Here is a 24,020-nt window from a genome sequence, read left to right as displayed (position 1 = left end):
TCCCAATGAAATCCATCCAAGTAGGCCTGCTTGGCGCAGGCACGGTCGGCAGCGGCACCTTCAAGGTGCTCCAGCGCAACCAGGAAGAAATCAAGCGCCGCGCCGGCCGCGGCATCGAGATCACCATGGTGGCCGACCTGGACACCGCCCGTGCCCGCGAAGTGGCCGGCGAAGGCGTCAAGGTGGTCAGCGATGCGCGCGAAGTCATCGCCAACCCCGACATCGACATCGTCATCGAGCTGATCGGCGGCTACGGCATCGCCAAGCAACTGGTGCTCGAAGCCATCGCGGCCGGCAAGCACGTGGTCACGGCCAACAAGGCGCTGCTGGCGGTGCACGGCACCGAGATCTTCGCGGCGGCGCACGCCAAGGGCGTGATGGTGGCCTTCGAGGCCGCGGTGGCCGGCGGCATTCCGATCATCAAGGCGTTGCGCGAAGGCCTCACGGCCAACAGCATCCAGTGGCTGGCCGGCATCATCAACGGCACCACCAACTTCATCCTGTCCGAGATGCGCGACAAGGGTCTGGACTTCGCGACCGTGCTCAAGGAAGCGCAGCGCCTGGGCTACGCCGAAGCCGACCCGACCTTCGACATCGAAGGCGTCGATGCCGGCCACAAGGTCACGCTGATGAGCGCGATCGCCTTCGGCATTCCGGTGCAGTTCGACAAGGCCCACATCGAGGGCATCACCAAGCTCGCCGCGCAAGACATCAAGTACGCCGAACAGCTCGGCTACCGCATCAAGCTGCTGGGCGTGACCAAGCGCACCGCCAAGGGCATCGAGTTGCGCGTGCATCCGTCGCTGGTGCCGTCCAAGCGCCTGCTGGCCAACGTCGAGGGCGCGATGAACGCGGTGGTCGTGCACGGCGACGCCGTCGGCACCACGCTGTACTACGGCAAGGGCGCGGGCAGCGAACCCACGGCCAGCGCGGTGATCGCCGACCTGGTCGACATCACGCGCCTGCACACGGCGGATGCGGCGCACCGCGTGCCGCACCTGGCCTTCCACCCCGACGCCATGAGCGACCTGAAGGTGCTGCCGATGACCGAGGTCGTCACCAGCTACTACCTGCGCCTGCGCGTGGCCGACCAGGCCGGCGTGCTCGCCAAGGTGACGGGCCTGCTCGCCACCGCCGGCATCAGCATCGACGCCGTGCTGCAGCGCGAAGCCGACGAAGTGGGCGGCGAGGGCTCCACCCAGACCGACCTGATCATCCTCACGCACGACGCCCGCGAAGGCACCGTCAACGACGTGCTGGCCGAGCTGCAGGCGCTGCCGACCGTGCTGCAACCCATCGTGCGCATCCGCAAGGAAGAGCTGTCCTGAGCGACGGTTCGCCAACGCCAAACAACCGAGCATCCAAAGTGAACTACCTGAGCACCCGCGGCCACCCCGACCGCAAGCGCTTTTGCGACATCCTCCTCGAAGGCCTGGCGCCCGATGGCGGCCTCTACCTGCCCGAGCAGTACCCCAAGGTCGACACCGCCACGCTCGCCAAATGGCGCGACCTGCCGTATGCCGAGCTGGCCTTCGAGATCCTGTCGCTCTACATCGACGACATTCCGGCGGCCGACCTCAAGGCTCTCTGCGCGAAGACCTACACCGCCGAAGTGTTCGGCTCCGACGAGATCGTGCCGCTGCGCGAGCTCGAGGACGGCGTGTACCTCGAAGCCCTGTCGAACGGCCCCACACTGGCCTTCAAGGACATGGCGATGCAGCTGCTGGGCAACCTGTTCGAGTACGAACTGGGCCGCCGCGGCGCGGAACTCAACATCCTGGGCGCCACCAGCGGCGACACCGGCAGCGCGGCCGAGTACGCCATGCGCGGCAAGAAGGGCGTGCGCGTCTTCATGACCTCGCCGGACGGCCGCATGAGCCCGTTCCAGCAGGCGCAGATGTTCAGCCTGCAGGACGAGAACATCCACAACATCGCCATCACCGGCGTGTTCGACGACTGCCAGGACATCGTCAAGGCGGTGTCTAACGACCTGGGCTTCAAGCGCAAGTACCGCATCGGCACGGTCAACTCGATCAACTGGGCGCGCCTGCTGGCGCAGGTCGTCTACTACTTCGCAGGCTACTTCCAGGCCACGGCGAGCAACGACAAGCCGGTGAGCTTCACCGTGCCTTCGGGCAACTTCGGCAACGTCTGCGCGGGCCACGTGGCGCGCATGATGGGCCTGCCGATCCAGACGCTGGTGGTCGCCACCAACGAGAACGACGTGCTCGACGAGTTCTTCCGCACCGGCGTGTACCGCGTGCGCGGCGCCGCCGACACGCATGAAACCTCCAGTCCGTCGATGGACATCAGCAAGGCCAGCAACTTCGAGCGCTTCGTGTTCGACCTGGTGGGCCGCGATGCAGCCAAGCTGCGCAAGCTGTTCGTGGAAGACCTGGGCCTGCAGGGCAGCTTCGACCTGAGCGGCGACCCGGTGTTCAAACAGGCCGCGGAACGCTTCGGCTTCAAGAGCAGCCGCAGCACGCACGCCGACCGCCTGGCCGTCATCCGCGACACCGACAAGCGCTTTGCCACGCTGGTCGACCCGCACACCGCCGACGGCCTGAAGGCCGCGCGCGAACACCTCGCGCCGGGCGTGCCGATGGTGGTGCTCGAAACCGCGTTGCCCATCAAGTTCGCTGAAACGCTGGTCGAGGCGCTGGGCGAAGAGCCCGCGCGTCCGAAGAAGTTCGAAGGCATCGAGGCGCTGCCCAAGCGCGTCGTCAAGCTGCCGGCCGATGCGGAAGCCGTCAAGGCCTACATCGCGCAGAACTGTGACTGACCAGCAAGGCCGGGCCCGCGCATGAAGGTCGTCGGCTTTGCCGGCTATTCGGGCGCGGGCAAGACCACGCTGCTGGAGCGCCTCATTCCGGCGCTCAAGCGGCACGGGCAGCGCGTGTCGGTGGTCAAGCACGCGCACCACAAGTTCGACATCGACCATCCCGGCAAGGACACGTATCGCCACCGCGAGGCCGGCGCCTTCGAGGTGGTGGTGGCGTCCGACCAGCGGCTGGCGGTGATGCGCGAATTCGAGGTGCCTGTGGAACTCAGCGTGCACCAGCTGCTGGCCGAGGTGCATCCGGCGGCCGACTGGGTGCTGGTCGAGGGCTTCCGGCACAGCGACGTGCTCAAGATCGAGATCTGGCGCCAGCCCGAAGAGGGCGAGCCGGCGCGCCCGGTGCTCTACACCGACGACCCCTTCGTCACCGCCGTCGCCACCGATGCGCCCGGCAGCCTGCCGTCGCCCACCGGGCGCCCGCTGTTCGACCTCAACGACGCCGAGGCCATTGCGAAGTGGTTGATCGACAGCGGCGACCGCTTCGAATACAACCCCGAACACCATGGCTGATTCACCCGTTCCTTTCTCCGCCTCTTCGTCGCGTCCGCCGCTGATGCCGCTGGACGAGGCGATCGCCGTCCTGCTCGCAAAGGCACAGCCCACGGCACTGCCGAACGAAAGCGTCGGCACCTTCGACGCCGACGGCCGCGTGCTGGCGCAGGACCTCGTCTCCGGCCTCACGGTGCCGCCGCGCGACAACAGCGCGATGGATGGCTACGCCGTGCGCGTGGCCGACTGCGCCGCGCCGGGCGCGGAGCTGAAGGTGGCGCAGCGCATTCCCGCTGGTACCGTCGGCACGCCGCTAGCGGCGGGCACGGCGGCGCGTATCTTCACCGGCGCGCAGATCCCTGAAGGCGCCGACGCGGTCGTGATGCAGGAGGATACGACGGCCACGCCGCAGGAGGGCGGCCTGGGTTCGGTGCGCATCGCCATCGTGCCGGCCGCCGGCCAGTGGATTCGCCGCGCGGGCGAAGACGTGGCCTCCGGCGACGTCGTGCTCAAGAAGGGCGAGCGCCTGACGCCTGCCGCGCTGGGCCTTGCGGCCAGCATCGGGTTTCACAAGCTGCAGGTTGCGCGCAGGCCGCGCGTGGCCATGCTCTCCACCGGCGACGAGCTGGTGATGCCCGGCGAGGTCGCGCCCGATGCGATGAAGCCCGGCGCCATCTACAACTCCAACCGCTTCTTCATGCGTGCGTTGCTGCATCGCCTGGGCTGCGAGGTGAACGATCTGGGCATCGTGCCCGACAACCGCGAAGCCACCATCGCGGCGCTGCGCGATGCGGCCGAAACCAGCGACCTGATCATCACGACCGGCGGCGTGTCCGTCGGCGAGGAAGACCACATCCGCGCTGCCCTGCAGTCGCTGGGCGAGCTGCAGTTGTGGTCGCTGTCGATGAAGCCCGGCAAGCCCTTCGCCTACGGCTCCATCGCGCGCGGCAACGGGCAGGGCGCCTGCCACGTGACGGGGCTGCCGGGCAACCCGGTGTCGAGCTTCCTCACCTTCCTGATGCTGGTGCGGCCTTTCCTGCTGACTTTGCAGGGCGCTACGCGTGTCGCACCGGAGCCGGTGAAGATGCGCGCCGATTTCGACTGGCCGCGCGCCGACAAGCGCCGCGAGTTCCTGCGCGCGCGGCGCAACGCGGCGGGCGGACTCGAGCTGTTCGGCAACCAGAGCTCGGGCGTGCTCACCTCGATGGTCTGGGGCGACGGCGTGGTCGACAACCCGGCGGGGCAGACGATCAAGTCGGGCGACATCGTCGACTTCATTCCCTTCGCTTCGCTGCTGGGCTGAACGCGGTCATGAAGGTCCAGGTCCGGTATTTCGCTTCGGTGCGCGAGGCGCTTTCCAGCAGCGGCGAAGCCGTCGATACGCAGGCCGAAACCCTCGCGGCCCTGCGCGACGAACTCATTGCAAGGGGCGGTGCCTACGCCACCGCGCTCGCTCGGGGCAAGGCGGTGCGCATGGCGCTCGATCAGACGATGAGCGACGAAGCCGCAGCCCTTCGCGAAAGCTGCGAGGTCGCTTTCTTTCCGCCGGTCACGGGCGGCTGAGCGAGGCGTCGAGCGCCACGAGGCGCTCGCGCAGGCTGTCCGACGCGCGCGTCATCGGCGAGCGCAATTCGTTCTGCATTTCGCCCGCGTGCGCGAGCAGGGCCTTCACCGGGCCGGGGTTCGGCTCGGCAAAGAGCATTTCCACCAGCGGCTGCAGCGCCTGCCATTCGGCGCGTGCCTCGGCCAGGCGGTTTTCCGCCATCAGCCGCACCAAGCGGACGAAGCGTCGTGTCTGCACGTTGCCGCTGGCCGCGATGGCGCCCACGCCGCCTTCGGCCATGGTGGCGAAGATCTGGTGGTCTTCACCCGTCAGTACCTGCAGGCGGCCGTCGGCGATCACGGCGCGCGTCTTGGCCATGTCGCCGCCGCAGTCCTTGATGCCGCGGATGCGCGGGTGCGCTGCCAGCGCCAGCAGCGTGTCGCGGGCGATGGTGACGCCGGTGCGGTAGGGAATGTCGTAGACCAGCACGGGCACCGAGCTGGCGTCGGCGATGGCACGGAACCATTCGAGCAGGCCGGCTTGCGAGGGGCGCACGTAGTGCGGCGCCGATACCAGCAGGCCCGCCAGCGGGCGCTCGGAGAGCTTGCGGGCCCAGGCCGTGGCCTTGCCCAGGTGGTAGCCGGAAACGCCCATCACGACCGGCAGGCCGCCCGCGGCTTCCAGCACGGTGTCGAGCACGGCCAGTTGTTCGGCCTCGTCGAGCGCGGCGGCTTCGCCGGTGGAGCCACAGGGCACGAAGCCCGTCACGCCGTCACTGGCGAGCCTTCGGACCAGCGCGGCAAGGGCCGAGTGGTCCACCGCGCCGTCGCGGAAAGGGGTGACAAGGGCCACCCAGAGACCGGAAAAGTCGGTGTGGGTAGTGGGGTTCTGTTGTTGAGGCACGCGGGCTTCCTTTCAGGAATCGACCGATGGAAAGAACCATCGTCCGATGCGCGCGCAACCCAGGAGGGGCCAAAGCCTTGGCAGGTTCCGTCGCTCATCCGACGACGGAACCTCGGCTCCGGTCAGACGAGCTTTGGTTTTTTTGCTTTGTTGCTGCCGCCCTGGCGCGCACGGCTGGCTTCGGGGTGCGAAGGCACCGGGAAGAGCGTGGGCGTGGCAAGGCGGGGCATCGGCACAGTCTATCGCGATGCCACAATTCGGACATGAGCGTTGCCCGTGTTTCGATCCAGACGAACGATTTCGACCTCTCGCGGGAGGTTGCCGCGTTGCGCGACGGCGACAAACGCGTGGGCGCGGTGTGCAGCTTCGTGGGCACGGTGCGCGATCGCAATGACGGCAGCAGCGTCTCGTCGATGGAGCTGGAGCACTACCCCGGCATGACCGAGAAGGCCATCGAGGCCATGATCGACGAGGCGCACAGGCGCTTCGACATCCTGGGTGCGCGCGTGATCCATCGCGTCGGGCCGCTGCAGCCGCTGGACCAGATCATGATGGTGGCGGTGGTGTCGGCCCACCGCGGCCAGAGCTTCGAGGCCTGCGAGTTCCTGATGGACTACCTCAAGACCCAGGCGCCGTTCTGGAAGAAAGAGCAGACGCCCGAAGGCGCCCGCTGGGTCGATGCGCGCGTGGCCGACGACGCGGCCCTGGCGCGCTGGGGCATCAGCGCCCCGAATGCTTAAAGAGGCTTGAAGCCGCTGGACTGGATGATCTTTTCCCAGGTCTGCGTGTAGGTGCGCACGCGGCCCGCGAACTGGCCCTGCGGCTCGTAACCAACCGTCAGGCCCATCGTCGTGAGCTTCTGCTTCACGTCGGGCATGGCCAGCACCTTCTGCAGCGCGTCGCCGTACTTGTCGATGATCGGCTGGGGCGTGCCCACCGGCGCGAAGATGCCGTAGTAGGGCAGGTCGTCCAGGTTCGCGAAGCCCAGTTCGGTGAACGTGGGCACGTTGGGGATCACGGCCTGGCGCTTGGCGCCGATGGAGGCCACGATGCGCACCTTGCCGGCCTTGTGGTTCTCGATGAAGTCCGGCACCGAGGCGATGCCCGCGGTGATCTGGTTGCCCAGCATGTCGGCCGTCATGGGGGCGCTGCCGCGGTAGGGCGCGGGCTGCACGTCGATCTTGTACTTGTCCGAGATCATCTTCACCAGGAACTCGGGAATGGAGGCCGGCGCGGGAATGCCGATGGTCTCCTTGCCGCCCTTCTGGGTGCGTACCCATTTGACGTACTCGTCCATGGTCTTGGCCGGCGTGCCGCCCGACACCGCCAGCACGTTGGCGAAGGTCGCGAAGCCGGCCACGGGCACGAAGTCGGTGGCCGGGTTGAAGCCGGGGTTCTTCACGACCTGCGGCAGGATCGATATGGTGTGGTCATGCGACAGCAGCAGCGTGTGGCCGTCGGCAGGGGAAGACTTCAGCACCGTCGCGGCGATCTGGCCGCCCGCGCCGGCGCGGTTTTCGACCACCACGGGCACGCCCAGCACGTCCTTGAGTTTCTCGCCCAGCGTGCGTGCAATGGCGTCGGTGCCGGCACCGGCGGGGAAGCCGACCAGCAGGCGGATGGGCGTGCCGCTCTGGGCTTGCGCGGGTGCCAGGACGGCAGCCGAAAGACCCAGCGCCAGCAGCAATTGCGCACCGCGCGACACGACATTGCGCCTTGAAAAGGACATGATGGACTCCAAAAACAGCAAGAGTGGAAAGAAACAGAAAAACCCCCTCGAGCGTCTTTGCACTTGAAGGGACGGCGAACGGCCCTATTTTGAATGCAGGAATCAAGCCATGCGACAAGACAAACTCACCACCAAATTTCAGGAAGCACTGGGCGACGCACAGTCGCTCGCACTGGGCAACGACAACGCCTACATCGAGCCGGCTCACTTGCTGGCCGCGATGCTGCGGCAGGACGACGGTCCCCGCGCCCTGCTGGAGCGTGCCGGCGTCAACGTGCCCGGCCTGACGCAGGCGGCCGAAGCCGCCATCAAGAAACTTCCGCAGGTGCAGGGCCACGACATCGTGCAGGTCGGCCCCGAGCTCGGCAAGCTGCTGCAGGCCACCGAGAAGGAAGCCATCAAGCGCAATGACCAGTTCATTGCCGGCGAACTCTTCCTGCTGGCCCTGGCCGACAGCAAGGCCGACATCGGCAAGACCGCCAAGGAGAACGGCCTGAGCCGCAAGTCGCTCGAAGCCGCCATCGACGCCGTGCGCGGCGGGCAGGGCGTGAACAGCGCCGACGCCGAAGGCCAGCGCGAAGCCCTCAAGAAATACTGCATGGACCTGACCGAGCGCGCCCGCCTGGGCAAGCTCGACCCGGTCATCGGCCGCGACGAGGAAATCCGCCGCGCCATCCAGGTGCTGCAACGCCGCACCAAGAACAACCCCGTGCTCATCGGCGAACCCGGCGTGGGCAAGACCGCTATCGTGGAAGGCCTAGCGCAGCGCATCGTCGCGGGAGAAGTGCCCGATTCGCTCAAGGGCAAGCGCGTGCTGTCGCTCGACATGGCCGCGCTGCTGGCCGGTGCCAAGTTCCGCGGTGAATTCGAAGAGCGCCTGAAGACCGTGCTCAACGAACTCGCGAAGGACGAAGGCCAGACCATCGTCTTCATCGACGAGCTTCACACCATGGTCGGCGCCGGCAAGGCCGAAGGCGCCATGGACGCGGGCAACATGCTCAAGCCGGCGCTCGCGCGCGGCGAACTGCATTGCGTGGGCGCCACCACGCTCGACGAATACCGCAAGTACATCGAGAAGGATGCCGCGCTGGAGCGCCGCTTCCAGAAGATCATCGTGGGCGAGCCCAGCGTGGAGGCCACCATCGCCATCCTGCGCGGGCTGCAGGAGAAGTACGAAGTGCACCACGGCGTGCAGATCACCGACCCGGCCATCGTGGCCGCGGCCGAGCTGAGTGACCGCTACATCACCGATCGCTTCCTGCCCGACAAGGCCATCGACCTGATCGACGAGGCCGCGGCCAAGATCAAGATCGAGATGGACTCCAAGCCCGAGGTCATGGACCGCCTCGACCGCCGCCTCATCCAGCTGCAGATCGAGCGCGAAGCCGTGCGCCGCGAAAAGGACGAAGCCTCGCAGAAGCGCCTCGGCCTGATCGAGGACGAGATCGTCAAGCTGCAAAAGGAAATCGCCGACTACGACGAAATCTGGCAGGCGGAAAAAGCGCAGGCCCAGGGCAGCGCTCAGGTGCGCGAAGACGTCGACAAGATCAAGTTCCAGATCGAGGAATGGAAGCGCAAGGGCGACTTCAACAAGGTCGCCGAGCTGCAATACGGCCAACTGCCGGCGCTCGAAAAGCGCCTGAAGGAAGCCGAGGCCAGCGAGGCGAGCAAGGGCAAGTCCAGCGCGCCCACGCTGCTGCGCACGCAGGTCGGCTCCGAAGAAATCGCCGAGGTCGTGGCGCGCGCCACCGGCATTCCGGTCGCCAAGCTGATGCAGGGCGAGCGCGACAAGCTGCTCGTGATGGAAGACAAGCTGCACGAGCGCGTGGTCGGCCAGGACGAGGCCATCGGTGCGGTCGCCAACGCGATCCGCCGCTCGCGCTCGGGGCTTTCCGATCCGAACCGTCCCACTGGCTCGTTCCTGTTCCTCGGCCCCACGGGCGTGGGCAAGACCGAGCTGTGCAAGGCGCTCGCTGGCTTCCTGTTCGACAGCGAAGACCACCTGATCCGCATCGACATGAGCGAGTTCATGGAGAAGCATTCGGTCGCCCGCCTGATCGGCGCGCCGCCGGGCTACGTGGGCTACGAGGAGGGCGGCTACCTCACGGAAGCCGTGCGCCGCAAGCCCTACAGCGTGGTGCTGCTCGACGAGGTCGAGAAGGCCCACCCCGACGTGTTCAACGTGCTGCTGCAGGTGCTGGACGATGGACGTCTGACCGACGGCCAGGGCCGCACCGTGGACTTCAAGAACACCGTGATCGTGATGACGAGCAACATCGGCTCGCCCATCATCCAGGCCATGGTGGGCAAGCCTTCCGAGGAGATCAAGGAAGCGGTGTGGGACGAGCTGAAGAACTACTTCCGCCCCGAGTTCCTGAACCGCATCGACGAGACCGTGGTGTTCCATGCGCTCGACGCTAAGAACATCGAGTCGATCGCCGCGATCCAGCTCAAGGTGCTGCAGGCGCGTCTCGCGAAGATGGACCTGGGGCTGGAGGTTTCGCCGGCTGCGCTGGCAGAGATCGCCAAGGTCGGCTTCGACCCGGTGTTCGGTGCGCGTCCGCTCAAGCGCGCGATTCAGCAGCGCATCGAGAACCCGCTGTCGAAGCTGCTGCTGGACGGAAGCTTCGGGCCGAAGGACACGATCGAGGTCACGACCGACCCGATCCAGACGCCCGGCCAGTTCTCGTTCACCAAGGCCGGGGAACCAACCGCGGCTGCCTCGGCCTAAAGTCGGATGATGAACTTCATTTTTCGCGTCATTCTTCTGCTCCTGGGGCTGGTTTTCGCGGCCAGCCTGGCCGTCGCGGTCATGTTGCTGGCGGCGGTGTGGGGTGTGCGCTACGCCTGGGGGCGACTCACGGGCAAGCCTGTGACCCCATGGGTCATGCGCTTCAACCCCCGCTCGGGCTTCGATCGATTTCGCAATGCGGCACAACCGGCTGAGCCGACCGCCGCCGACGTGGCCAACGCCCGGGCACGTGGCGAATCGGTGGAGCGTCCCGTGCGCATCCGCGGCAGTGCCAGCGACGTGACCGACGTGTCGCCGAAATCTGTTTCCCCGCGCGGCTGAACGCCGCAGGTATTTCGGGCGCGACAGCCGGTCGCGCCGTTCGCCGTCAGAATCGTCCTCCTGGAGCCGCGGCTCGCCAGCCGCGGCTTTTTGCTTTCATCCAGGAGAGACATTCAATGACTTCGCGCGACATCTTCGTGGTCGGTACCGCCCGCACCGCCATCGGCACCTTCGGCGGCTCGCTGAAGGACGTGCCCAACACCCAACTGGCCACCACCGCCGTCAAGGCCGCCATCGAGCGCAGCGGCGTCACGGCCAATGCCATCGGCCATGTGGTCATGGGCAACGTGATTCCCACCGACGTGAAGGACGCCTACCTGAGCCGCGTGGCCGCCATCGACGCGGGCTGCCCCATCGAGACGCCGGCCTTCAACGTGAACCGGCTCTGCGGCTCCGGCCTGCAGGCCATCGTGTCGGCTGCGCAGGCCATTGCGCTGGGCGACTGCGACATCGCCATCGGCGGCGGCTCGGAATCGATGAGCCGGGGCCCTTACTTCGACACGTCGGCACGCTACGGCGCGCGCATGGGCGATTCGGTGCTGGTCGACTACATGCTCGGCATCCTCCACGACCCGTGGGAGAAGATCCACATGGGCATCACGGCAGAAAACGTGGCCGCGCGCTATGGCATCACGCGCGATCAGATGGACGAGCTGGCGGTGAGCAGCCAGCAGCGCGCGGCGGCCGCCATTGCTGCGGGCCGCTTCAAGGAGCAGATCGTTCCGGTCGAAGTGAAGACGCGCAAGGGCGTCGTGCTCTTCGACACCGACGAGCATGTGCGCGCCGACACCACGGTCGAGACGCTCTCGAAGATGAAGCCCGCGTTCAAGAAGGACGGCCTCGTCACCGCCGGCAATGCATCGGGCATCAACGACGGTGCCGCCGCCGTGGTGCTCGCTGCCGGAGAGAGCGTCAAGGCACGCGGCCTGAAGCCGCTCGCGCGCCTCGTGGGCTATGCGCATGCAGGCGTCGAGCCCGCGTACATGGGCATCGGCCCGGTGCCGGCCACGCGCAAGGTGCTGGAACGCACCGGCCTGAAGGTGAGCGATTTCGACGTGATCGAATCGAACGAAGCCTTCGCGGCGCAGGCCTGCGCGGTCATCAAGGAACTGGGCTTCGACCCCGCCAAGGTGAACCCGAACGGCTCGGGCATTTCGCTGGGCCATCCGGTGGGCGCGACCGGCGCGATCATCACGACGAAGGCGATCGCCGAACTGCACCGCATCGGCGGGCGCTATGCGCTGGTCACGATGTGCATCGGCGGTGGGCAGGGCATTGCCGCCGTCTTCGAACGGGTCTGAGCGGCATGCTGCGTCCGCCCGTCCTGATCGACCCCGACGAGGTCGAGATCAGCGCCATCCGGGCGCAGGGCGCGGGCGGGCAGAACGTCAACAAGGTCTCGAGCGCGGTACATCTGCGCTACGACATCCCCGCGAGTTCGCTGCCGGCCGACGTGAAGGAGCGGCTGCTCGCGCTGCGCGACAGCCGCATCACGCAGGAAGGCGTGCTGGTGCTCAAGGCACAGCAGCACCGCACGCAGGAAATGAATCGCGCCGACGCCTTCGCGCGCCTGCAGACGGTGATCGACAGCGTGGCCGCGCCCCCGCGCGTGCGGCGTGCCACCAAGCCGACCTACGGCTCGAAGCAGCGGCGGCTCGAAGGCAAGAGCCAGCGTTCGCAGATCAAGAATCTGCGCGGACCGGTGCGGGACTGAGCGCGCCGGCGTCTTCGTGGACGCCGAGACGGGGTGAGGGGCAAAGCGCCCGTTCAATGTGTCTGCAACATCGTCGCCGCACAATCGAAGGAATGAGAAGCCATATCGCACGCGTCCTGTTGTCGGCGCTTCTGCTGACACCGCTCGCCGTGCTGCTGGGTGGCTGTGCGCCGGATGCGGCATCGGAACAGGTTGCCAGCAGCGCGGCCGCCCCCGAACTCAAGTGGGAAGAACTGATCCCCAAGAGCTGGGACCCGACCAGGCGCTACCGCAACATCAGCCTCGAGTCGCTGCGCGACAACGACCCCCAGGCCATCCAGATGCTCGACGAGATGCGCGCCGTGTGGGACAACGCACCGGTCAACGTCGAACTCGACGGCAAGGCGGCCAAGCTCGCGGGCTTCGTCGTGCCGCTGGAGGCGGGGCAGGAGGGCATTCGCGAATTCCTGCTGGTGCCTTACTTCGGCGCCTGCATCCACACGCCACCACCGCCCGCCAACCAGATCGTGCACGTGATCGCGCCCGGCCCAGTGAAGGGCCTGCATGCGATGGACACGGTATACGTCAGCGGCACGCTGAAGGCGGCGCGCTATGCATCGGCCGACATGGGCGTGAGCGGCTACGAGATCGCCTCGGCGACGGTCGATCCTTTCGTGCCCAGGCAGCCGCAGTGACGCGGGCCCTCAGGCCATGCGCTGCGACAGGAAATCGAGGAACGAGGTGATGCGCGCCGACAGCTGCGTGTTGCGGTAGTACACCGCGTTCACCGGCTGGCGTACGTCCACCGTGTCCTTGGCCAGCACCTGCACCAGCGCGCCGCTGGCCCGGTCGGCGCCCGTCATGAAGTCCGACAGGCAGACGATGCCCACGCCGGCCAGCGCCAGTTGGCGCAAAGTTTCGCCGCTCGATGCCATCACCGTGGGCGCGATGGTCCATTCGTCGCCGTGCGGACCGCGCAGCGGCCAGCGGTTGAGCGACTCCGGTTGGGTGAAACCGAGCAGCGCGTGGCCGGCCAGCTCATCCACTTTGCGCGGCTTGCCGTTGGCTTCGAGATACGCCGGGCTCGCGAGCACGCGCAGCCGGTGCGTGCCCAGCGGGCGCGCATGCAGCGTGGAGTCGCGCAGCGGCCCGATGCGTATCGCGATGTCGGTGCGGCGCTCCAGCAGGTCGATGGGCAGGTCGTCGGTGTCCAGCTCCAGGCTGATCTGCGGATAGAGCCTTCGGAACTCCGGCACCAGCGGCACGACGGCATGCAGCATGAATGGCGAGGCCGCGTTCACGCGCAGGCGCCCGGCCGGCTGCTGGCGGCGCGCGGCCATCTGCTCTTCGGCTTCGTCGATCGCATCGAGGATGGCGCGGGTGCGCTGCAGGAAGGCCGCCCCTTCCTCGGTGAGTTCCAGCCGCCGCGTGGTGCGGCGAAGCAGCGTGGTGTCGAGCTTCTGCTCGAGCCGGCTCAATGCGCGGCTGATGCCGGAGACCGTTTGCGCGAGCTGCTCCGACGCGGCGGTGATCGAGCCCGTGTCCACCACCGTGCGGAACGCGACCAGTTCTTCGATGGTGGTTTTCATCGGGGAGGGATGTTTCAGGCGGCGGACTCGGTCTCGGCTGAAGTCACCGGCACGTCCACGCGCGGCATCAGCGCCGCGAGCGCCTCGCCGTCGGTGCGGTAGCTGAACAGCATCGGCCCGGGTGCGAGCAAGCCGGCGCTTTCCAGCACCTGCATCGCCGGCAGCTTCATCCCGCTCAGGTGCAGGCGGATGCCCTTGGCTTCCATCATCCGGCGGATCGAGCCGAAGACTTCGGCGCCGGTGATGTCGATGCGGTTGATCGGCTGCGCGAACAGGCACACGTCGGTGAGCCCGGGCCGTTCGGCCAGCGCCACGGTGAGCGCGCGCTCGAGCGTGGAGGCCGAGGCGAAGTCGAGCTCGGCATCCATGCGCAGCGCATAGAGCTGGGGCGCCAACGGCGGCAGCTTCCAGAGGTTGCGGTCGCGCAGGCTGCCGTCGGGGTGCAGGCCCACTTCGATGATGCGCGGATGCAGATGCCGGTACATGTAGTGCGCCAGGGCCGCCAGCAGCCCGCCGAGCACGCCCCAGTAGATGCTGGGCGCGGTCGCGATGGTCAGCACGAAGGTGCCGAAGGCAATGCCCGCCTCGATGCGCGAGATGCGCCACAGCGCGGTGAAGCTCGCCGGCTTCACCAGCCCCAGGATGGCCGTGACCACCACCGCCGCCAGCACCGCCTGCGGCACGTGGTACAGCAGCGGCATCAGCCACAGCAGCGCGCCCGCCACCACCACGACGCTGAACAGCGTGGCCCAGCCGGTCTGCGCGCCCGCATAGAGCGTGATGGCCGAGCGCGAGAACGACGAGCTGGTCGGGAACGCGCCCGAGAAGCCCGAAGCCAGCTTGGCCAGGCCCTGGCCGATCAGATCCTGGTTTTCGTTCCAGAGCGTGCCGGCGCGCGCGTTGTCGACCTTGGCGCTCGATGCGGTTTCCAGAAAGCTCACCAGCGTGATCATCAGCGCCGGCAGCACCAGCGCGCCGAGCGTGCTCATCGGCAGCAGGCCGGGCCAGTAGAAAGAGGGCAGGCCCGAAGGCAGGCTGCCGACCACCGCGCCGCCGCGCAGCGCGTAGTCGATCGCCCAGCTGATGGCGGCCGCGCCGGCCACCAGCGCCATCGTGGTCGGAAAGCGCGGCAGCATGCGCTTGCCCAGCCACAGCACCGCGATGCTGCCGAGCCCGAAGGCGATGGCCACCAGGTCGGGCAGCGGGCCGCCGTGCAGCACCTGCGGAATGGTGCGGCCGGTGAAGCCCAGCAGCGCCGGCAGCTGCGAGATGGCGATCAGCACCGCCGCGCCCTGCGTGAAGCCGATCAGCACCGGCGAATTGACCAGCCGCAGCAGCCAGCCGAAGCGCCCCGCGCCCAGCACGATCTGGATCGTGCCCGACATCAGCGTGAGCCACACCGCCATCGCTACCCACTCGGCGCTGCCCGCCACCGCCAGCGGTGCGAGCGAGGCACCCACCAGCAAACTGGTGAGCGCCGTGGGCCCGACCGACAGCCGCTGGGACGAACTGAACATCACCGCGATCAGCGCCGGGAACAGCGCCGCGTACACGCCCGTCACCAGCGGCATGCCGGCCAGCGCGGCATACGCCACGCCTTGCGGGATGACCATCAGCGCGACGGTGATGCCGGCCATCGCCTCGTTGCGCAGCAGCGCGGCGGAGGGACGGGGCCAGGCAAGGCAGGGAACCCAGCGCGAAAGGCGCTGGCGCAGGGAGGGGGAAGTGGTGGCCGGATTCATGAATGACGGATGACGCCCGCGACGGAGCTGGATGCCGCGCGGGCGCGGAGAAGCTTACGCTGCTGCGTGAAGCATGGGGGCGCGCCTAGATCAGCGAAGTCGCGTTCTTCAAGACGTAGTCGCAGGCCTTGGTCTTGAGCTTGGACGACAGCACCTTGAAGTTCAGCGTCTGGCCGTCGCCGCCCTTGAGCAGGCCCTTCGCGCCGTTGGCGAAGCCGGTCTCCTGGGGCTTCTGGCCGGTGATCTTGGCGAGCAGCTTGTCTTTCACCGAAGCCGCGTCGCCGCCCAGGTAGTTGTTCTTGACGCAGTACTGCAGCACCCCGGCCGCGTTGCCGATGGTGCTGGAGCCGATGGCGGGCATCTTGAAGCCCAGGTTGCTGCCCAGGTCGCCGAGTGCCGACCCGCCGGTGCCGCCTTGCGTGTTGGCGCTGGCGGCCTCGCCGGCCTTTTCCTTCAACTGGTCGAGCAGGTTGTTGGCTTGCGCCGAGGCTCCTGCCGCGAGCAGTGCCAGGGCGATGAGGGTGGAACGGGCGTGCATGGTGTCCTCCTGTCGGTAAGCGTGATGGAAAGCGGCCATCAGCATACCGGAGACTCCCAGGGGCGAGGCCCCTGGCACGCGCCCGTTTTACTTCGCGCGGGGCGGGCGCTTTTCGAGCAGCGGGGTGCTCGTGCCCTGCACGCCGACCAGCCCCAGCACCGTCACCAGCGAGTTCTGCGCGCCCTTCCAGCCGTCGGTCACGTCGATCCACTCGGAAAGCGCGTGGAAGCCGCCCGTCTTGCCGCCGCCGCCGATGATGATGGCCGGGATGCCCAGCGACATCGGCACGTTCGCGTCGGTGCTCGCGCCGGTCAGCAGCGTCTTGTGGCCGAAGGCCGCGTTCGAGCGCGTGGCCGCCTCGACGATCACCGTGTCCGACTGCGTGCGGCCGCCCGGGCGGTCGCCGATGAGCTTGGTGCTCACGCTCAGCGTGTTCACGTTCCAGCGCTTGTTCTCCTCGACCACGGCCTCGTCGATGGCCGTGAGGATCTTCTTCTCGGTCTCCAGCAGCGGCGCCATTTCGTCGGAGCGGATGTCGACCGCCATGCGCGCGTCGGGCGCGATGGTGTTGACCGAAGTACCGCCGCCCACCGTGCCCACGGTGAACGTCGTCTTCGGGAAGCTCGGCGTGCGGATGTCGGCGATCTTGGCGATGGCGCGGCCCATGCCGTGGATGGCGCTGGGCACCTGCCCGAACGCGCCGAAGCTGTGGCCGCCCGGGCCCTTGAAGGTCACTTCGTAGCGGTGGCTGCCGGTGCCGAGCATCAGCACCGTGCCCTCGGGCGCGGGCTCGAGGCCGACCATGCCGTCGATGTCGAGGTTGTCTCGGAAGATGGCTTTCATGCCGCGCAGGTTGCCCAGCTCTTCCTCGCCGACGTTGCCCACGATGAGCAGGTCGCCCACGGTCTGGATCTTGTTGTCGTTCAGCACCTTGAGCCACGACAGCAGTACCGACAAGCCGCGCGTGTCGTCGGAGATGCCGGGGGCGTAGAGCTTGCCGTCGCGCTCCTTCACCTTCACGTCGGTGCCGGCGGGGAACACGGTGTCGAGGTGGGCCGAGATCAGCAGCTTCGGCCCGTTGCCCGTGCCCTTGCGCAGGCCGACCACGTTGCCTTCGGCGTCGATCTTCGCGTCCGTGAGGCCGACTGCCTTCATGCGCGCGAGGAAAGCCTCGGCGCGCTTCTGCTCCTTGAACGGAGGCGCTTCGATCTCGGTGAGCATCTTCAGGTCTTCCACCGAGCGCGCATGGTCGGCCTTCACCGCGTCGAGCAGCTTCTGGATCTGCGGCGACGCCATCAGCTGCGTGTAGGCCTTGTCGACTTCGGGCCGTACCTGCGCGGGCGTGGCCGCGACCGAGCCGGTCTGGGCATGCGCGAGGCCGGCGGCGGCGGACGCCAGGGCGAGGACGAGCGGGGCGAGGCGAAGAGACACAGGGCGAGGCATGGTGCGGGACTGTCCTTGAAAGAAAAACCGATGGAAGAAGCGGCGCCGCCGACGCGGCGTCGTCAGCGATTCTTGCGGCTGTGCTAGGCGCGTGCTCTGGTTTAATCTTCCACGTTGTCAGTTTTTCTAACGAAAGCCCCATGCGCCGCCACATTCCCAGCACCCGCGCGCTGCTGATCTTCGATGCGGTGGCCCGCCATCACGGCGTGGGCAAGGCCGCCGAGGAGCTGTGCCTCACCCACAGCGCGGTGAGCCAGCAGCTGCGGCTGCTGGAGTCGCAGATCGGCGTGCGGCTGGTGCAGCGCACCGCGCGCGGCACCGAACTGACCGAGCCGGGGCGGCGCTACCACGGCCAGATTTCCGGCGACCTGCTGCGGCTGCAGAACCACACGTTGGAGGCGATGGCGCAGCGCACCGACGGCCTGCGCCTGCTGGTGGGCGCGGTGCCGGTGCTGGCCGAAGGCTGGCTCACGCCGCGGCTGCCCGAGTTCATCGCGCAGCATCCGGGCTGCAGCCTGCACCTTCAGGTGTTTCCGACGCATCTCTACATGGAGGACCTGCCCTTCGACGTCGGCGTGCAGTACGACGACGCGGTGTGGCCAGGCGCCAACGCGCTGCCGCTCATGGGCGAGCCGTGCGTGGTGGTGTGCTCGCCAAAGGCGAAAGGCCGGGCGGCGATGGCGCGCGGCGATTTCCGCGCCGCGCCGCTGCTGCACCTGCGCACCCGCATGGGGGCCTGGGAAGAATGGTTCGGGCATGCGGCGAATGCGCGTGCGCCCGAAAACCTGGTGGCGGGGCACCGTTTCGACCTGTTCTCGTCGCTGGTCGCGGCGGTGCGCGCCGACCTGGGCGTGGGGCTGGTGCCGGAGTACTTCATCGAGCGCGAACTGCGCTCGGGCGAACTGGTGCTGGCCTGCCCGGAGCGGGTGCCGTCGAGCCGGGGCTACAGCGTGTTCGTGGCGCCCAGCCGTACCGACGACGCGCTGGTCGGCGCCTTCGTCGAATGGCTTCTTGCGGCCGCGGCCTAGGCTCGGCGGAACAGCAGCACGGAATTGGTGCCGCCGAAGGCGAAGGAATTGCTGACGGCCGCCTCGAGCGAGGGTGCCGCCGTGTCCTCCGGCTGCACCAGGTTCAGGCTGCAGGCCGGGTCGATTTCCGCGCAGTTCGCATTGGGTGGCAACTGCCGCTCGTGCAATGCCAGCACTGTAATGAGCGCTTCGAGCGCGCCCGCCGCGCCCAGCATGTGGCCGTGCAGCGCCTTGGTCGAACTCACGCGCAGGGTGTCGAGGTCGCCGCCCCACACGTCGGCCAGTGCGTTGCGCTCGACCACGTCGCCGATGCGCGTGGCCGTGCCGTGGGCATTGCAATAGCCCACGTCGCGCGGCTGCAGGCCGGCCTGCCGCAGCGCGGCGCGCAGCGCGCGGGCCTGACCGGGAGCGTCGGGCTTGGTGAGGTGGGTGGCGTCGCTGCTCAGGCCCCAGCCGGCCAGCGTGGCGTAGCTGCGGGCACCCCGGGCGCGGGCGCGCTCGGCGGATTCGAGAATCAAAAAGGCCGCGCCTTCGCCCAGCACGAAGCCGCTGCGGTCGGTGGCGAAAGGTCGCACCGCGCCGGCCGCTTCGCCGGGCTGGAAGGTGGCCAGCGTCTGCATCGCCTGCCAGGCCAGCACCACGCCCGGCACGATCAGCGCTTCGCTGCCGCCGGCAATGGCGATGTCGACCTCGCCGCGCTGCACCGCCTTGGCCGCCTCGGCAATGGCGGCAGCCGACGAAGCGCAGGCGACCGAGTAGGTGAGCACCGGGCCCTGCACCCCCTGGCGCATGGCCACGTGGGCGGCCGGCGCATTGGGCATGAAGGCCGGAATGGTGAGCGGCGACACGCGGCCGTTGCCGCGGTAGGCAGCTTCGAGCGCCGCCGCGCCGCCCATGCCGCAACCCGCGAAGACGCCGATGCGTTCGGGGTCGGCATCGCCCGCGGCCAAGCCCGCGTCGCGCATGGCTAGGTCGGCGGCGGCCACGGCCAGCTGGCTCACGCGGTCGACGCCCGCGAGCTGCAGCTTGGTGAACCAGCGCGTCTCGTCGAAGGCAACGGTGGCCGCGGCGGCCGGCTTGGGCAGTTCGGGAAAGACGGGCTGGATGGCCGAGCGGCCCTGCAGCAGGGCCTCGAACAGCGCGCCCGGCGAGTCGCCGTGCGGCGCCACGACGCCCAGACCTGTGACGGCGACCTCGTGGTTCACGCTGCCTTCGCTGCCCGGACCTTGTCGACCAGCACCGCGAGGTCGGCCAGGGTGTCGATGTTCGCGTCCTCGTCGGGCATGGTGATGCCGAAGTGGTCTTCGATGGCGAACAGGAATTCGGCGAGCGCCAGCGAATCGAGTCCGCCGGTTTCCCGCATCGAGGCGTGGGGGTCGAGCTTCGACGGTTCGATGCCGTACTTCTCGTGGATCAGGTCCTGCAATTCCTTCAGCGAACTCATCGTGCGATGCCTGTCGTCATGTGCTGCCGCTGATCGATTGCCACCCGTGGAGGGCATGCCATTGGATCGATCCCTTCCTCAATTCGGGCTGTTGTGGTCAGTGATGACCAATGATATCCGCTCCCACGTGAGGGGAATCCCCTCGGAAACGCTTCCCCGGCCGCCAGTACAGCGAAGGCAGGGCGAACGCCACGCCCAGCAGGGCGCCCGCCGCCACGTCGAGCACCACGTGCTGCTTGACGGCCAGCGTCGAATAGGCAATGGCCGCGAACCAGGCCCAGTTCAGCAGGCGCCACAGGGCCGGTGTGCGGGTTTCGCGCAACACATGCTCGATGCGAATGGCGGTGAAGATGGCCACCGCCACGTGCATCGAAGGGCAGGCGTTGCCCGCGGCGTCCACGCCCTGGAGCATCGCAAACCCGGGGAAGCCGGTCACGTCGATGGACAGCGGCGGAATCTGCGTCGGCCAGAAGTAGAAGAGCCCCAGCCCTGTGATGCACAGCCCGCCGATCCACAGCCCGTACACCACCAGCTCGCGGAAGGTGAGCTGCAGCCCCGGCGCGATGCCGACATAGAACCACAGCGACAGGTAGGCGCCCAGCGCATAGGGCTGGAATGGAATGAGGTGGTCCAGCGGCGTCAGCGGCATCACCGTGACCGGGAACGACGGGTTGCGAAGCAGGTGGAAGTAGCCGATGAAGAACAGCCAGGTGAAGGCCGTGGTGCCGACCGCCTTCAGCAGGAAATGGCGACGCACGCGCAGCCAGATGTCGGCGGTCCAGGTCGGCGTCCGGGTTTCGGGCGCCAGCTGCAGGGGGATCGGTGAGTGCATGGTGTCGGTCGCCGATCTTGCCAGAGCGGGGTGACCCGCCCCGCGATGCCCCGCCGGCTCAGGTGGCCGCGGCGCGCTTGCGGTGCTGGAACGAGGTCGGCGAGCGGCCGGTCGCCGCCTTGAACATGGCGCAGAACGCGCTGTCGGTGGCATAGCCGCTGGCGGCCGCCACTTGGCTCACGGCCATGCCGCGCGCCAGCAGCGGCAGGGCATGGGCCATCACGGCCTGCTGGCGCCATTGCTGCCAGCTCATGCCGAGCTGGTCGCGGAACAGGCGCGCCACCGTGCGCTCGCTGGCGCCGATGGTGGCGGCGCGCTCGGCCAGCGTGGCGCGGTCGGCCGGGTTGCGCAGCAGCACCTCGCAGAGCTGGCGCAGGCGCTTGTCCGCGGGCAGCGGCACGTCGATGCGGATCTGGGTGGCACGCTCGACCTCGTCGACCAGCAGCGGCGCGATCATGCGTTCGCGCTGCGGCGCGTGCGGATCGGCCGGCGGCAGGCCGTCGGGCGTGGTGTCGAGCGCGAGCATCAGCGCGCGCAGCAGCGGGCTGATCTCCAGCACTTCGCACTTTTCCCAGGTGGGAGCGATCCAGGCATGCAGGTACACGGTGCGCAGCTCCGCGTCCTCGATCAGCGTGATGCTGTGCGGCATGTTGGCCGGCACCCAGAGCGCGCGCGAGGGCGGCACGATGTAGCTGCCGTCCTGCGTGCTCAGGCGGATCACGCCGCGCGTGGAGAAGGTGAGCTGCGGCCACGGATGCTCGTGCAGCTCGACCAGCGTGTCGGCGCTCAGGAAATGTTCCTTGGCGCGCAGCGGTCGCACCGCGTCGGGGGCGTAGAGGTGCGGCGTGAGCGGACCGACGCTGTTGGCCGGCGCTGTGGCGGGAGCAGTCGCGAAAGAAGAAGAGGCAGCGGGGGAGGCGGCGCTTGGCATGGTTTCGACAAATGTTGTCGCTGTATCGCCATTCTGCCGCGTCCCCGCCGCATAGGATCGGAGCCCGCCCCGGTTTTTTGTAGCAATCCATGTCCTCTTCATCTTCCGCCGCCGTTCCACCCGCCACCACCTTGCGCACCGACGCCAAGCTGATCGGGCTGGTCGGCCTGGCCCATGCGGTCAGCCATTTCAGCCAGCTCATCCTGGCGCCGCTGTTCCCCTGGCTGAAGGACGCGTTCAACGTGAGCTACGTCGAGCTGGGCGCGGTGCTCACGGTGTTCTTCGTGGTCTCGTGCATCGTGCAGGCGGCCTCGGGCTTCATCGTCGACAAGCTGGGCCCGCGCCCGGTGCTGTTCGTCGGGCTGGGCGGACTGGGGCTCGCGGCCTTCGGCTATGCGACGGCGCAGAGCTACTGGATGCTGCTGGTGTGCGCGGTGATCGGCGGCATCGGCAACGGCGTGTTCCACCCGGTCGACTACACGCTGTTCAACCGCAAGGTCGCGCCCACGCGGCTGGGCCATGCCTACAGCGTGCACGGCATCACCGGCAGCCTGGGCTGGGCGCTGGCCCCGGCCTTCGTGGTGCCGATCGCCATGGCGTATTCGTGGCGCGTGGCGCTGGCGTCGGCTGGCGCCGTGGCCATCGTGGTGCTGCTGGTGCTGTGGGTCTACCGCAGCGTGCTGTCGCTCGACGCGGCGGCGGTGCACAAGGCCACCGGGCAGGGCGAATCCGCGCCCGCCGGCGGCGAGTTCGACTTCCTGCGCATTCCCGCGGTGTGGATGTGCTTCGGTTTCTTCTTCTTCTATGCCGCCGTGATCAGCGTGGTGCAGACCTTCGCGCCGGTGGCCGCGGGCCATCTGCACGCGGTGCCGGTGGCGCTGGTGGCGGTGTGCCTCACGGTCTACATGGTGGCCAGCGCGGCCGGCATGGTGGTGGGCGGCTTCCTGGCTTCGGACCCGTCGCGCTGCGAGCGCATCGTGGGCGCGGGCTTCGGCGTGGCCGCGGCGCTGGCGCTGGTGCTGGCCTTCGCGAGCTTCCCGCCGATCGTGGTGCCGGTGCTGTTCGGCATGATGGGTTTCGTCTCCGGCGTAGCCGGTCCCTCGCGCGATTTGCTGGTGAAGAAGTCGACCCCGCCCAACGCCACCGGCCGCGTCTACGGTGTGGTGTACGCGGGCCTGGACATCGGGCAGGCCGTGGCGCCGCTGGTGTTCGGCCGGCTGATGGACCATGGGCAGTACACGAGCGTCATCGTCGGGCTGGCGCTGGTGCAGGGCGTGCTGATTGCCAGCGCGTTCAACGTGCGCCGGGTGCGCCGCACGGCGCTGGTGCCGGCTTCCGCCTGAGCCCCTGCCTGCTTGAACGACGGCCGATATCATCGGCCGCATGCAAGCCTTGTATGTGTCAGTGATCGCCGGCGCAGTGCTGGCGGGTTTCGTGCAGGGCCTGTCCGGCTTTGCGTTCGGCCTGGTGGCCATGTCGGTGTGGGCCTGGACCCTGGAGCCGCAGCTGGCCGCGCTGCTTGCGCTGTTTGGCGCCCTCACCGGGCAGGTGATCGCGGCGCTCACGGTGCGCCGCGCCTTCGACAAGCGCGTGCTCTGGCCCTTCGTGATCGGCGGGCTGGTCGGGGTGCCGTTCGGCGTCTGGCTGCTGCCTCATCTCGATCTTGTCGTCTTCAAGCTCTGCCTGGGCGTGCTGCTGGTGCTGTGGTGCCCGGCCATGCTGATGTCGCAGCACCTGCCGAAGGTGTCGTTCGGAGGGCGCGTGGCCGACGGGGTGGCCGGCACCATCGGTGGCGTGATGGCCGGCATCGGCGGCTTCTCGGGGACCATTCCCACGCTCTGGTGCACCTTACGCGGATTCCAGCGCGACACGCAACGCGCGGTGATCCAGAACTTCAACCTGTCGATGCTGGCGGTGGCGTTCGCCATCCACCTGGCGAGCGGCAGCATCGAGCGCTCCACCGTTCCACTGCTGGGGGTGGTGGCGCTGGCCGTCGCGGTGCCGGTGTTGCTGGGGGCTCGGCTCTATGTGGGCATCAGCGAGGCGGCGTTCCGCAAGCTGGTGCTGAGCCTGCTGACCGCTTCGGGCGTGGCGATGCTGGCGTCGGCCGTGCCGGCGATATTGCAGCGTTCCTGACGCCGCGAGGGGTGTGAAAAGGCACCCCGTTTTTCTTCGAATTTGCGCTTGACCCTCTCGTTGCGGCA

The 24,020-nt window shown here is 68.2% G+C and carries 24 protein-coding genes; 14 read left to right on the top strand and 10 right to left on the bottom strand.

Translation table 11 applies throughout. The annotated features are described in order from the left end of the window. Nucleotides 1-5: 5 nt before the first annotated feature. The 5 genes from L3V85_RS23920 to moaD are packed head-to-tail and all read left to right on the top strand — an operon-like array spanning nt 6 to nt 4,891. On the top strand, nt 6-1,328 hold the full coding sequence (locus L3V85_RS23920; RefSeq protein WP_237675181.1) for a homoserine dehydrogenase: 1,323 nt from the start codon (nt 6-8) through the stop codon (nt 1,326-1,328). A 38-nt stretch (nt 1,329-1,366) separates the two neighbouring features. Further along, nucleotides 1,367-2,782 (top strand): threonine synthase, encoded by a 1,416-nt coding sequence (gene thrC / locus L3V85_RS23915; RefSeq protein WP_237675180.1) that lies wholly within the window; start codon nt 1,367-1,369, stop codon nt 2,780-2,782. Nucleotides 2,783-2,803: 21 nt separating this feature from the next. Continuing rightward, entirely contained in the window at nt 2,804-3,349 is a 546-nt protein-coding gene (mobB, locus tag L3V85_RS23910; protein WP_237675179.1) for a molybdopterin-guanine dinucleotide biosynthesis protein B, read from the top strand. Beyond that, nucleotides 3,342-4,631, top strand: coding sequence for a gephyrin-like molybdotransferase Glp (glp, locus tag L3V85_RS23905; protein ID WP_237675178.1), 1,290 nt, complete (start codon nt 3,342-3,344; stop codon nt 4,629-4,631). Before mobB ends, glp begins: the two co-directional genes overlap by 8 nt. 8 nt (nt 4,632-4,639) lie before the next feature. Continuing rightward, complete coding sequence (moaD, locus tag L3V85_RS23900) at nt 4,640-4,891, top strand: molybdopterin converting factor subunit 1 (protein ID WP_237675177.1); 252 nt, start codon at nt 4,640-4,642, stop codon at nt 4,889-4,891. Here the strand turns inward: moaD and dapA are convergent. Then, nucleotides 4,878-5,774, bottom strand: a complete 897-nt coding sequence (dapA, locus tag L3V85_RS23895) for a 4-hydroxy-tetrahydrodipicolinate synthase (RefSeq protein WP_237675176.1) — start codon at nt 5,772-5,774, stop codon at nt 4,878-4,880. The two genes, moaD and dapA, sit on opposite strands and share 14 nt — an antisense overlap. Nucleotides 5,775-6,037: 263 nt before the next feature. Here dapA and L3V85_RS23890 point away from each other — a divergent pair, with 263 nt between their 5' ends. After that, entirely contained in the window at nt 6,038-6,514 is a 477-nt protein-coding gene (locus L3V85_RS23890) for a molybdenum cofactor biosynthesis protein MoaE (protein WP_237675175.1), read from the top strand. Here L3V85_RS23890 and L3V85_RS23885 read toward each other — a convergent pair. Beyond that, nucleotides 6,511-7,503, bottom strand: a complete 993-nt coding sequence (locus L3V85_RS23885) for a Bug family tripartite tricarboxylate transporter substrate binding protein (RefSeq protein WP_237675174.1) — start codon at nt 7,501-7,503, stop codon at nt 6,511-6,513. The two genes, L3V85_RS23890 and L3V85_RS23885, sit on opposite strands and share 4 nt — an antisense overlap. A gap of 109 nt (nt 7,504-7,612) precedes the next feature. On the opposite strand from L3V85_RS23885, the gene clpB reads away from it, so the two are divergent. The 5 genes from clpB (at nt 7,613) to L3V85_RS23860 (ending at nt 12,964) form a co-directional block, all read left to right on the top strand. Next, nucleotides 7,613-10,234, top strand: a complete 2,622-nt coding sequence (gene clpB, locus L3V85_RS23880) for an ATP-dependent chaperone ClpB (RefSeq protein WP_237675173.1) — start codon at nt 7,613-7,615, stop codon at nt 10,232-10,234. A gap of 9 nt (nt 10,235-10,243) precedes the next feature. Further along, entirely contained in the window at nt 10,244-10,576 is a 333-nt protein-coding gene (locus tag L3V85_RS23875) for a hypothetical protein (RefSeq protein ID WP_237675172.1), read from the top strand. Nucleotides 10,577-10,692: 116 nt separating this feature from the next. Continuing rightward, complete coding sequence (locus L3V85_RS23870; RefSeq protein ID WP_237675171.1) at nt 10,693-11,877, top strand: acetyl-CoA C-acyltransferase family protein; 1,185 nt, start codon at nt 10,693-10,695, stop codon at nt 11,875-11,877. 5 nt (nt 11,878-11,882) lie between these two features. Next, nucleotides 11,883-12,290, top strand: a complete 408-nt coding sequence (gene arfB, locus L3V85_RS23865) for an alternative ribosome rescue aminoacyl-tRNA hydrolase ArfB (RefSeq protein WP_237675170.1) — start codon at nt 11,883-11,885, stop codon at nt 12,288-12,290. A gap of 92 nt (nt 12,291-12,382) precedes the next feature. Further along, nucleotides 12,383-12,964: a DUF3299 domain-containing protein gene (locus tag L3V85_RS23860; protein WP_237675169.1), complete on the top strand. Its 582-nt coding sequence runs from the start codon at nt 12,383-12,385 to the stop codon at nt 12,962-12,964. A gap of 9 nt (nt 12,965-12,973) precedes the next feature. Here L3V85_RS23860 and L3V85_RS23855 read toward each other — a convergent pair whose 3' ends face one another. The 4 genes from L3V85_RS23855 to L3V85_RS23840 form a co-directional block, all read right to left on the bottom strand. Beyond that, the gene (locus L3V85_RS23855; protein ID WP_237675168.1) at nt 12,974-13,858 is read right to left on the bottom strand and encodes a LysR substrate-binding domain-containing protein; all 885 of its coding nucleotides are present in this window, start codon (nt 13,856-13,858) and stop codon (nt 12,974-12,976) included. Between the two features lie 14 nt (nt 13,859-13,872). Continuing rightward, nucleotides 13,873-15,600 (bottom strand): SulP family inorganic anion transporter, encoded by a 1,728-nt coding sequence (locus L3V85_RS23850; RefSeq protein WP_237675167.1) that lies wholly within the window; start codon nt 15,598-15,600, stop codon nt 13,873-13,875. Between the two features lie 85 nt (nt 15,601-15,685). Continuing rightward, nucleotides 15,686-16,138 carry a DUF2501 domain-containing protein gene (locus L3V85_RS23845; RefSeq protein ID WP_237675166.1) on the bottom strand — a complete coding sequence of 151 codons (453 nt, stop codon included), beginning with the start codon at nt 16,136-16,138 and terminating at the stop codon, nt 15,686-15,688. An 87-nt stretch (nt 16,139-16,225) separates the two neighbouring features. Next, complete coding sequence (locus L3V85_RS23840) at nt 16,226-17,581, bottom strand: M20/M25/M40 family metallo-hydrolase (RefSeq protein ID WP_237675165.1); 1,356 nt, start codon at nt 17,579-17,581, stop codon at nt 16,226-16,228. A gap of 140 nt (nt 17,582-17,721) precedes the next feature. Between L3V85_RS23840 and L3V85_RS23835 the strand changes: the two genes are divergently transcribed. After that, nucleotides 17,722-18,609 (top strand): LysR substrate-binding domain-containing protein, encoded by an 888-nt coding sequence (locus L3V85_RS23835; protein ID WP_237675164.1) that lies wholly within the window; start codon nt 17,722-17,724, stop codon nt 18,607-18,609. On the opposite strand, the gene L3V85_RS23830 is transcribed toward L3V85_RS23835, so the two are convergent. From L3V85_RS23830 to L3V85_RS23815, 4 genes are all read right to left on the bottom strand, one after another. Next, complete coding sequence (locus L3V85_RS23830; protein WP_237675163.1) at nt 18,606-19,814, bottom strand: beta-ketoacyl-[acyl-carrier-protein] synthase family protein; 1,209 nt, start codon at nt 19,812-19,814, stop codon at nt 18,606-18,608. The genes L3V85_RS23835 and L3V85_RS23830 overlap by 4 nt on opposite strands. Beyond that, nucleotides 19,811-20,053: an acyl carrier protein gene (locus L3V85_RS23825; RefSeq protein WP_198085867.1), complete on the bottom strand. Its 243-nt coding sequence runs from the start codon at nt 20,051-20,053 to the stop codon at nt 19,811-19,813. The genes L3V85_RS23830 and L3V85_RS23825 overlap by 4 nt, the downstream gene beginning before the upstream one ends. 97 nt (nt 20,054-20,150) lie before the next feature. Further along, nucleotides 20,151-20,885 (bottom strand): phosphatase PAP2 family protein, encoded by a 735-nt coding sequence (locus L3V85_RS23820; protein ID WP_237675162.1) that lies wholly within the window; start codon nt 20,883-20,885, stop codon nt 20,151-20,153. Between the two features lie 58 nt (nt 20,886-20,943). Then, nucleotides 20,944-21,816, bottom strand: coding sequence for an AraC family transcriptional regulator (locus L3V85_RS23815; RefSeq protein ID WP_237675161.1), 873 nt, complete (start codon nt 21,814-21,816; stop codon nt 20,944-20,946). A gap of 89 nt (nt 21,817-21,905) precedes the next feature. On the opposite strand from L3V85_RS23815, the gene L3V85_RS23810 reads away from it, so the two are divergent. Both L3V85_RS23810 and L3V85_RS23805 read left to right on the top strand, forming a co-directional pair. Further along, complete coding sequence (locus tag L3V85_RS23810; protein ID WP_237675160.1) at nt 21,906-23,159, top strand: MFS transporter; 1,254 nt, start codon at nt 21,906-21,908, stop codon at nt 23,157-23,159. A 40-nt stretch (nt 23,160-23,199) separates the two neighbouring features. Next, nucleotides 23,200-23,952 (top strand): sulfite exporter TauE/SafE family protein, encoded by a 753-nt coding sequence (locus tag L3V85_RS23805; protein ID WP_237675159.1) that lies wholly within the window; start codon nt 23,200-23,202, stop codon nt 23,950-23,952. The last annotated feature ends 68 nt before the right edge of the window (nt 23,953-24,020 follow it).

It is taken from the genome of Variovorax paradoxus (genome assembly GCF_022009635.1).
Classification (GTDB): Bacteria; Pseudomonadota; Gammaproteobacteria; order Burkholderiales; family Burkholderiaceae_C; genus Variovorax.
This window is presented reverse-complemented; position numbering and strand designations above follow the sequence as displayed.

What these genes read in the sequence shown, in the direction of transcription:
- L3V85_RS23920 (WP_237675181.1), top strand. Translation starts at nt 6, where the DNA reads ATGAAATCCATCCAAGTAGGCCTGCTTGGCGCAGGCACGGTCGGCAGC.
- mobB (WP_237675179.1), top strand. Translation starts at nt 2,804, where the DNA reads ATGAAGGTCGTCGGCTTTGCCGGCTATTCGGGCGCGGGCAAGACCACG.
- glp (WP_237675178.1), top strand. Translation starts at nt 3,342, where the DNA reads ATGGCTGATTCACCCGTTCCTTTCTCCGCCTCTTCGTCGCGTCCGCCG.
- moaD (WP_237675177.1), top strand. Translation starts at nt 4,640, where the DNA reads ATGAAGGTCCAGGTCCGGTATTTCGCTTCGGTGCGCGAGGCGCTTTCC.
- L3V85_RS23890 (WP_237675175.1), top strand. Translation starts at nt 6,038, where the DNA reads ATGAGCGTTGCCCGTGTTTCGATCCAGACGAACGATTTCGACCTCTCG.
- L3V85_RS23885 (WP_237675174.1), bottom strand. Translation starts at nt 7,503, where the DNA reads ATGTCCTTTTCAAGGCGCAATGTCGTGTCGCGCGGTGCGCAATTGCTG.
- clpB (WP_237675173.1), top strand. Translation starts at nt 7,613, where the DNA reads ATGCGACAAGACAAACTCACCACCAAATTTCAGGAAGCACTGGGCGAC.
- L3V85_RS23875 (WP_237675172.1), top strand. Translation starts at nt 10,244, where the DNA reads ATGAACTTCATTTTTCGCGTCATTCTTCTGCTCCTGGGGCTGGTTTTC.
- L3V85_RS23870 (WP_237675171.1), top strand. Translation starts at nt 10,693, where the DNA reads ATGACTTCGCGCGACATCTTCGTGGTCGGTACCGCCCGCACCGCCATC.
- arfB (WP_237675170.1), top strand. Translation starts at nt 11,883, where the DNA reads ATGCTGCGTCCGCCCGTCCTGATCGACCCCGACGAGGTCGAGATCAGC.
- L3V85_RS23860 (WP_237675169.1), top strand. Translation starts at nt 12,383, where the DNA reads ATGAGAAGCCATATCGCACGCGTCCTGTTGTCGGCGCTTCTGCTGACA.
- L3V85_RS23855 (WP_237675168.1), bottom strand. Translation starts at nt 13,858, where the DNA reads ATGAAAACCACCATCGAAGAACTGGTCGCGTTCCGCACGGTGGTGGAC.
- L3V85_RS23850 (WP_237675167.1), bottom strand. Translation starts at nt 15,600, where the DNA reads ATGAATCCGGCCACCACTTCCCCCTCCCTGCGCCAGCGCCTTTCGCGC.
- L3V85_RS23845 (WP_237675166.1), bottom strand. Translation starts at nt 16,138, where the DNA reads ATGCACGCCCGTTCCACCCTCATCGCCCTGGCACTGCTCGCGGCAGGA.
- L3V85_RS23840 (WP_237675165.1), bottom strand. Translation starts at nt 17,581, where the DNA reads ATGCCTCGCCCTGTGTCTCTTCGCCTCGCCCCGCTCGTCCTCGCCCTG.
- L3V85_RS23835 (WP_237675164.1), top strand. Translation starts at nt 17,722, where the DNA reads ATGCGCCGCCACATTCCCAGCACCCGCGCGCTGCTGATCTTCGATGCG.
- L3V85_RS23825 (WP_198085867.1), bottom strand. Translation starts at nt 20,053, where the DNA reads ATGAGTTCGCTGAAGGAATTGCAGGACCTGATCCACGAGAAGTACGGC.
- L3V85_RS23820 (WP_237675162.1), bottom strand. Translation starts at nt 20,885, where the DNA reads ATGCACTCACCGATCCCCCTGCAGCTGGCGCCCGAAACCCGGACGCCG.
- L3V85_RS23815 (WP_237675161.1), bottom strand. Translation starts at nt 21,816, where the DNA reads ATGCCAAGCGCCGCCTCCCCCGCTGCCTCTTCTTCTTTCGCGACTGCT.
- L3V85_RS23810 (WP_237675160.1), top strand. Translation starts at nt 21,906, where the DNA reads ATGTCCTCTTCATCTTCCGCCGCCGTTCCACCCGCCACCACCTTGCGC.
- L3V85_RS23805 (WP_237675159.1), top strand. Translation starts at nt 23,200, where the DNA reads ATGCAAGCCTTGTATGTGTCAGTGATCGCCGGCGCAGTGCTGGCGGGT.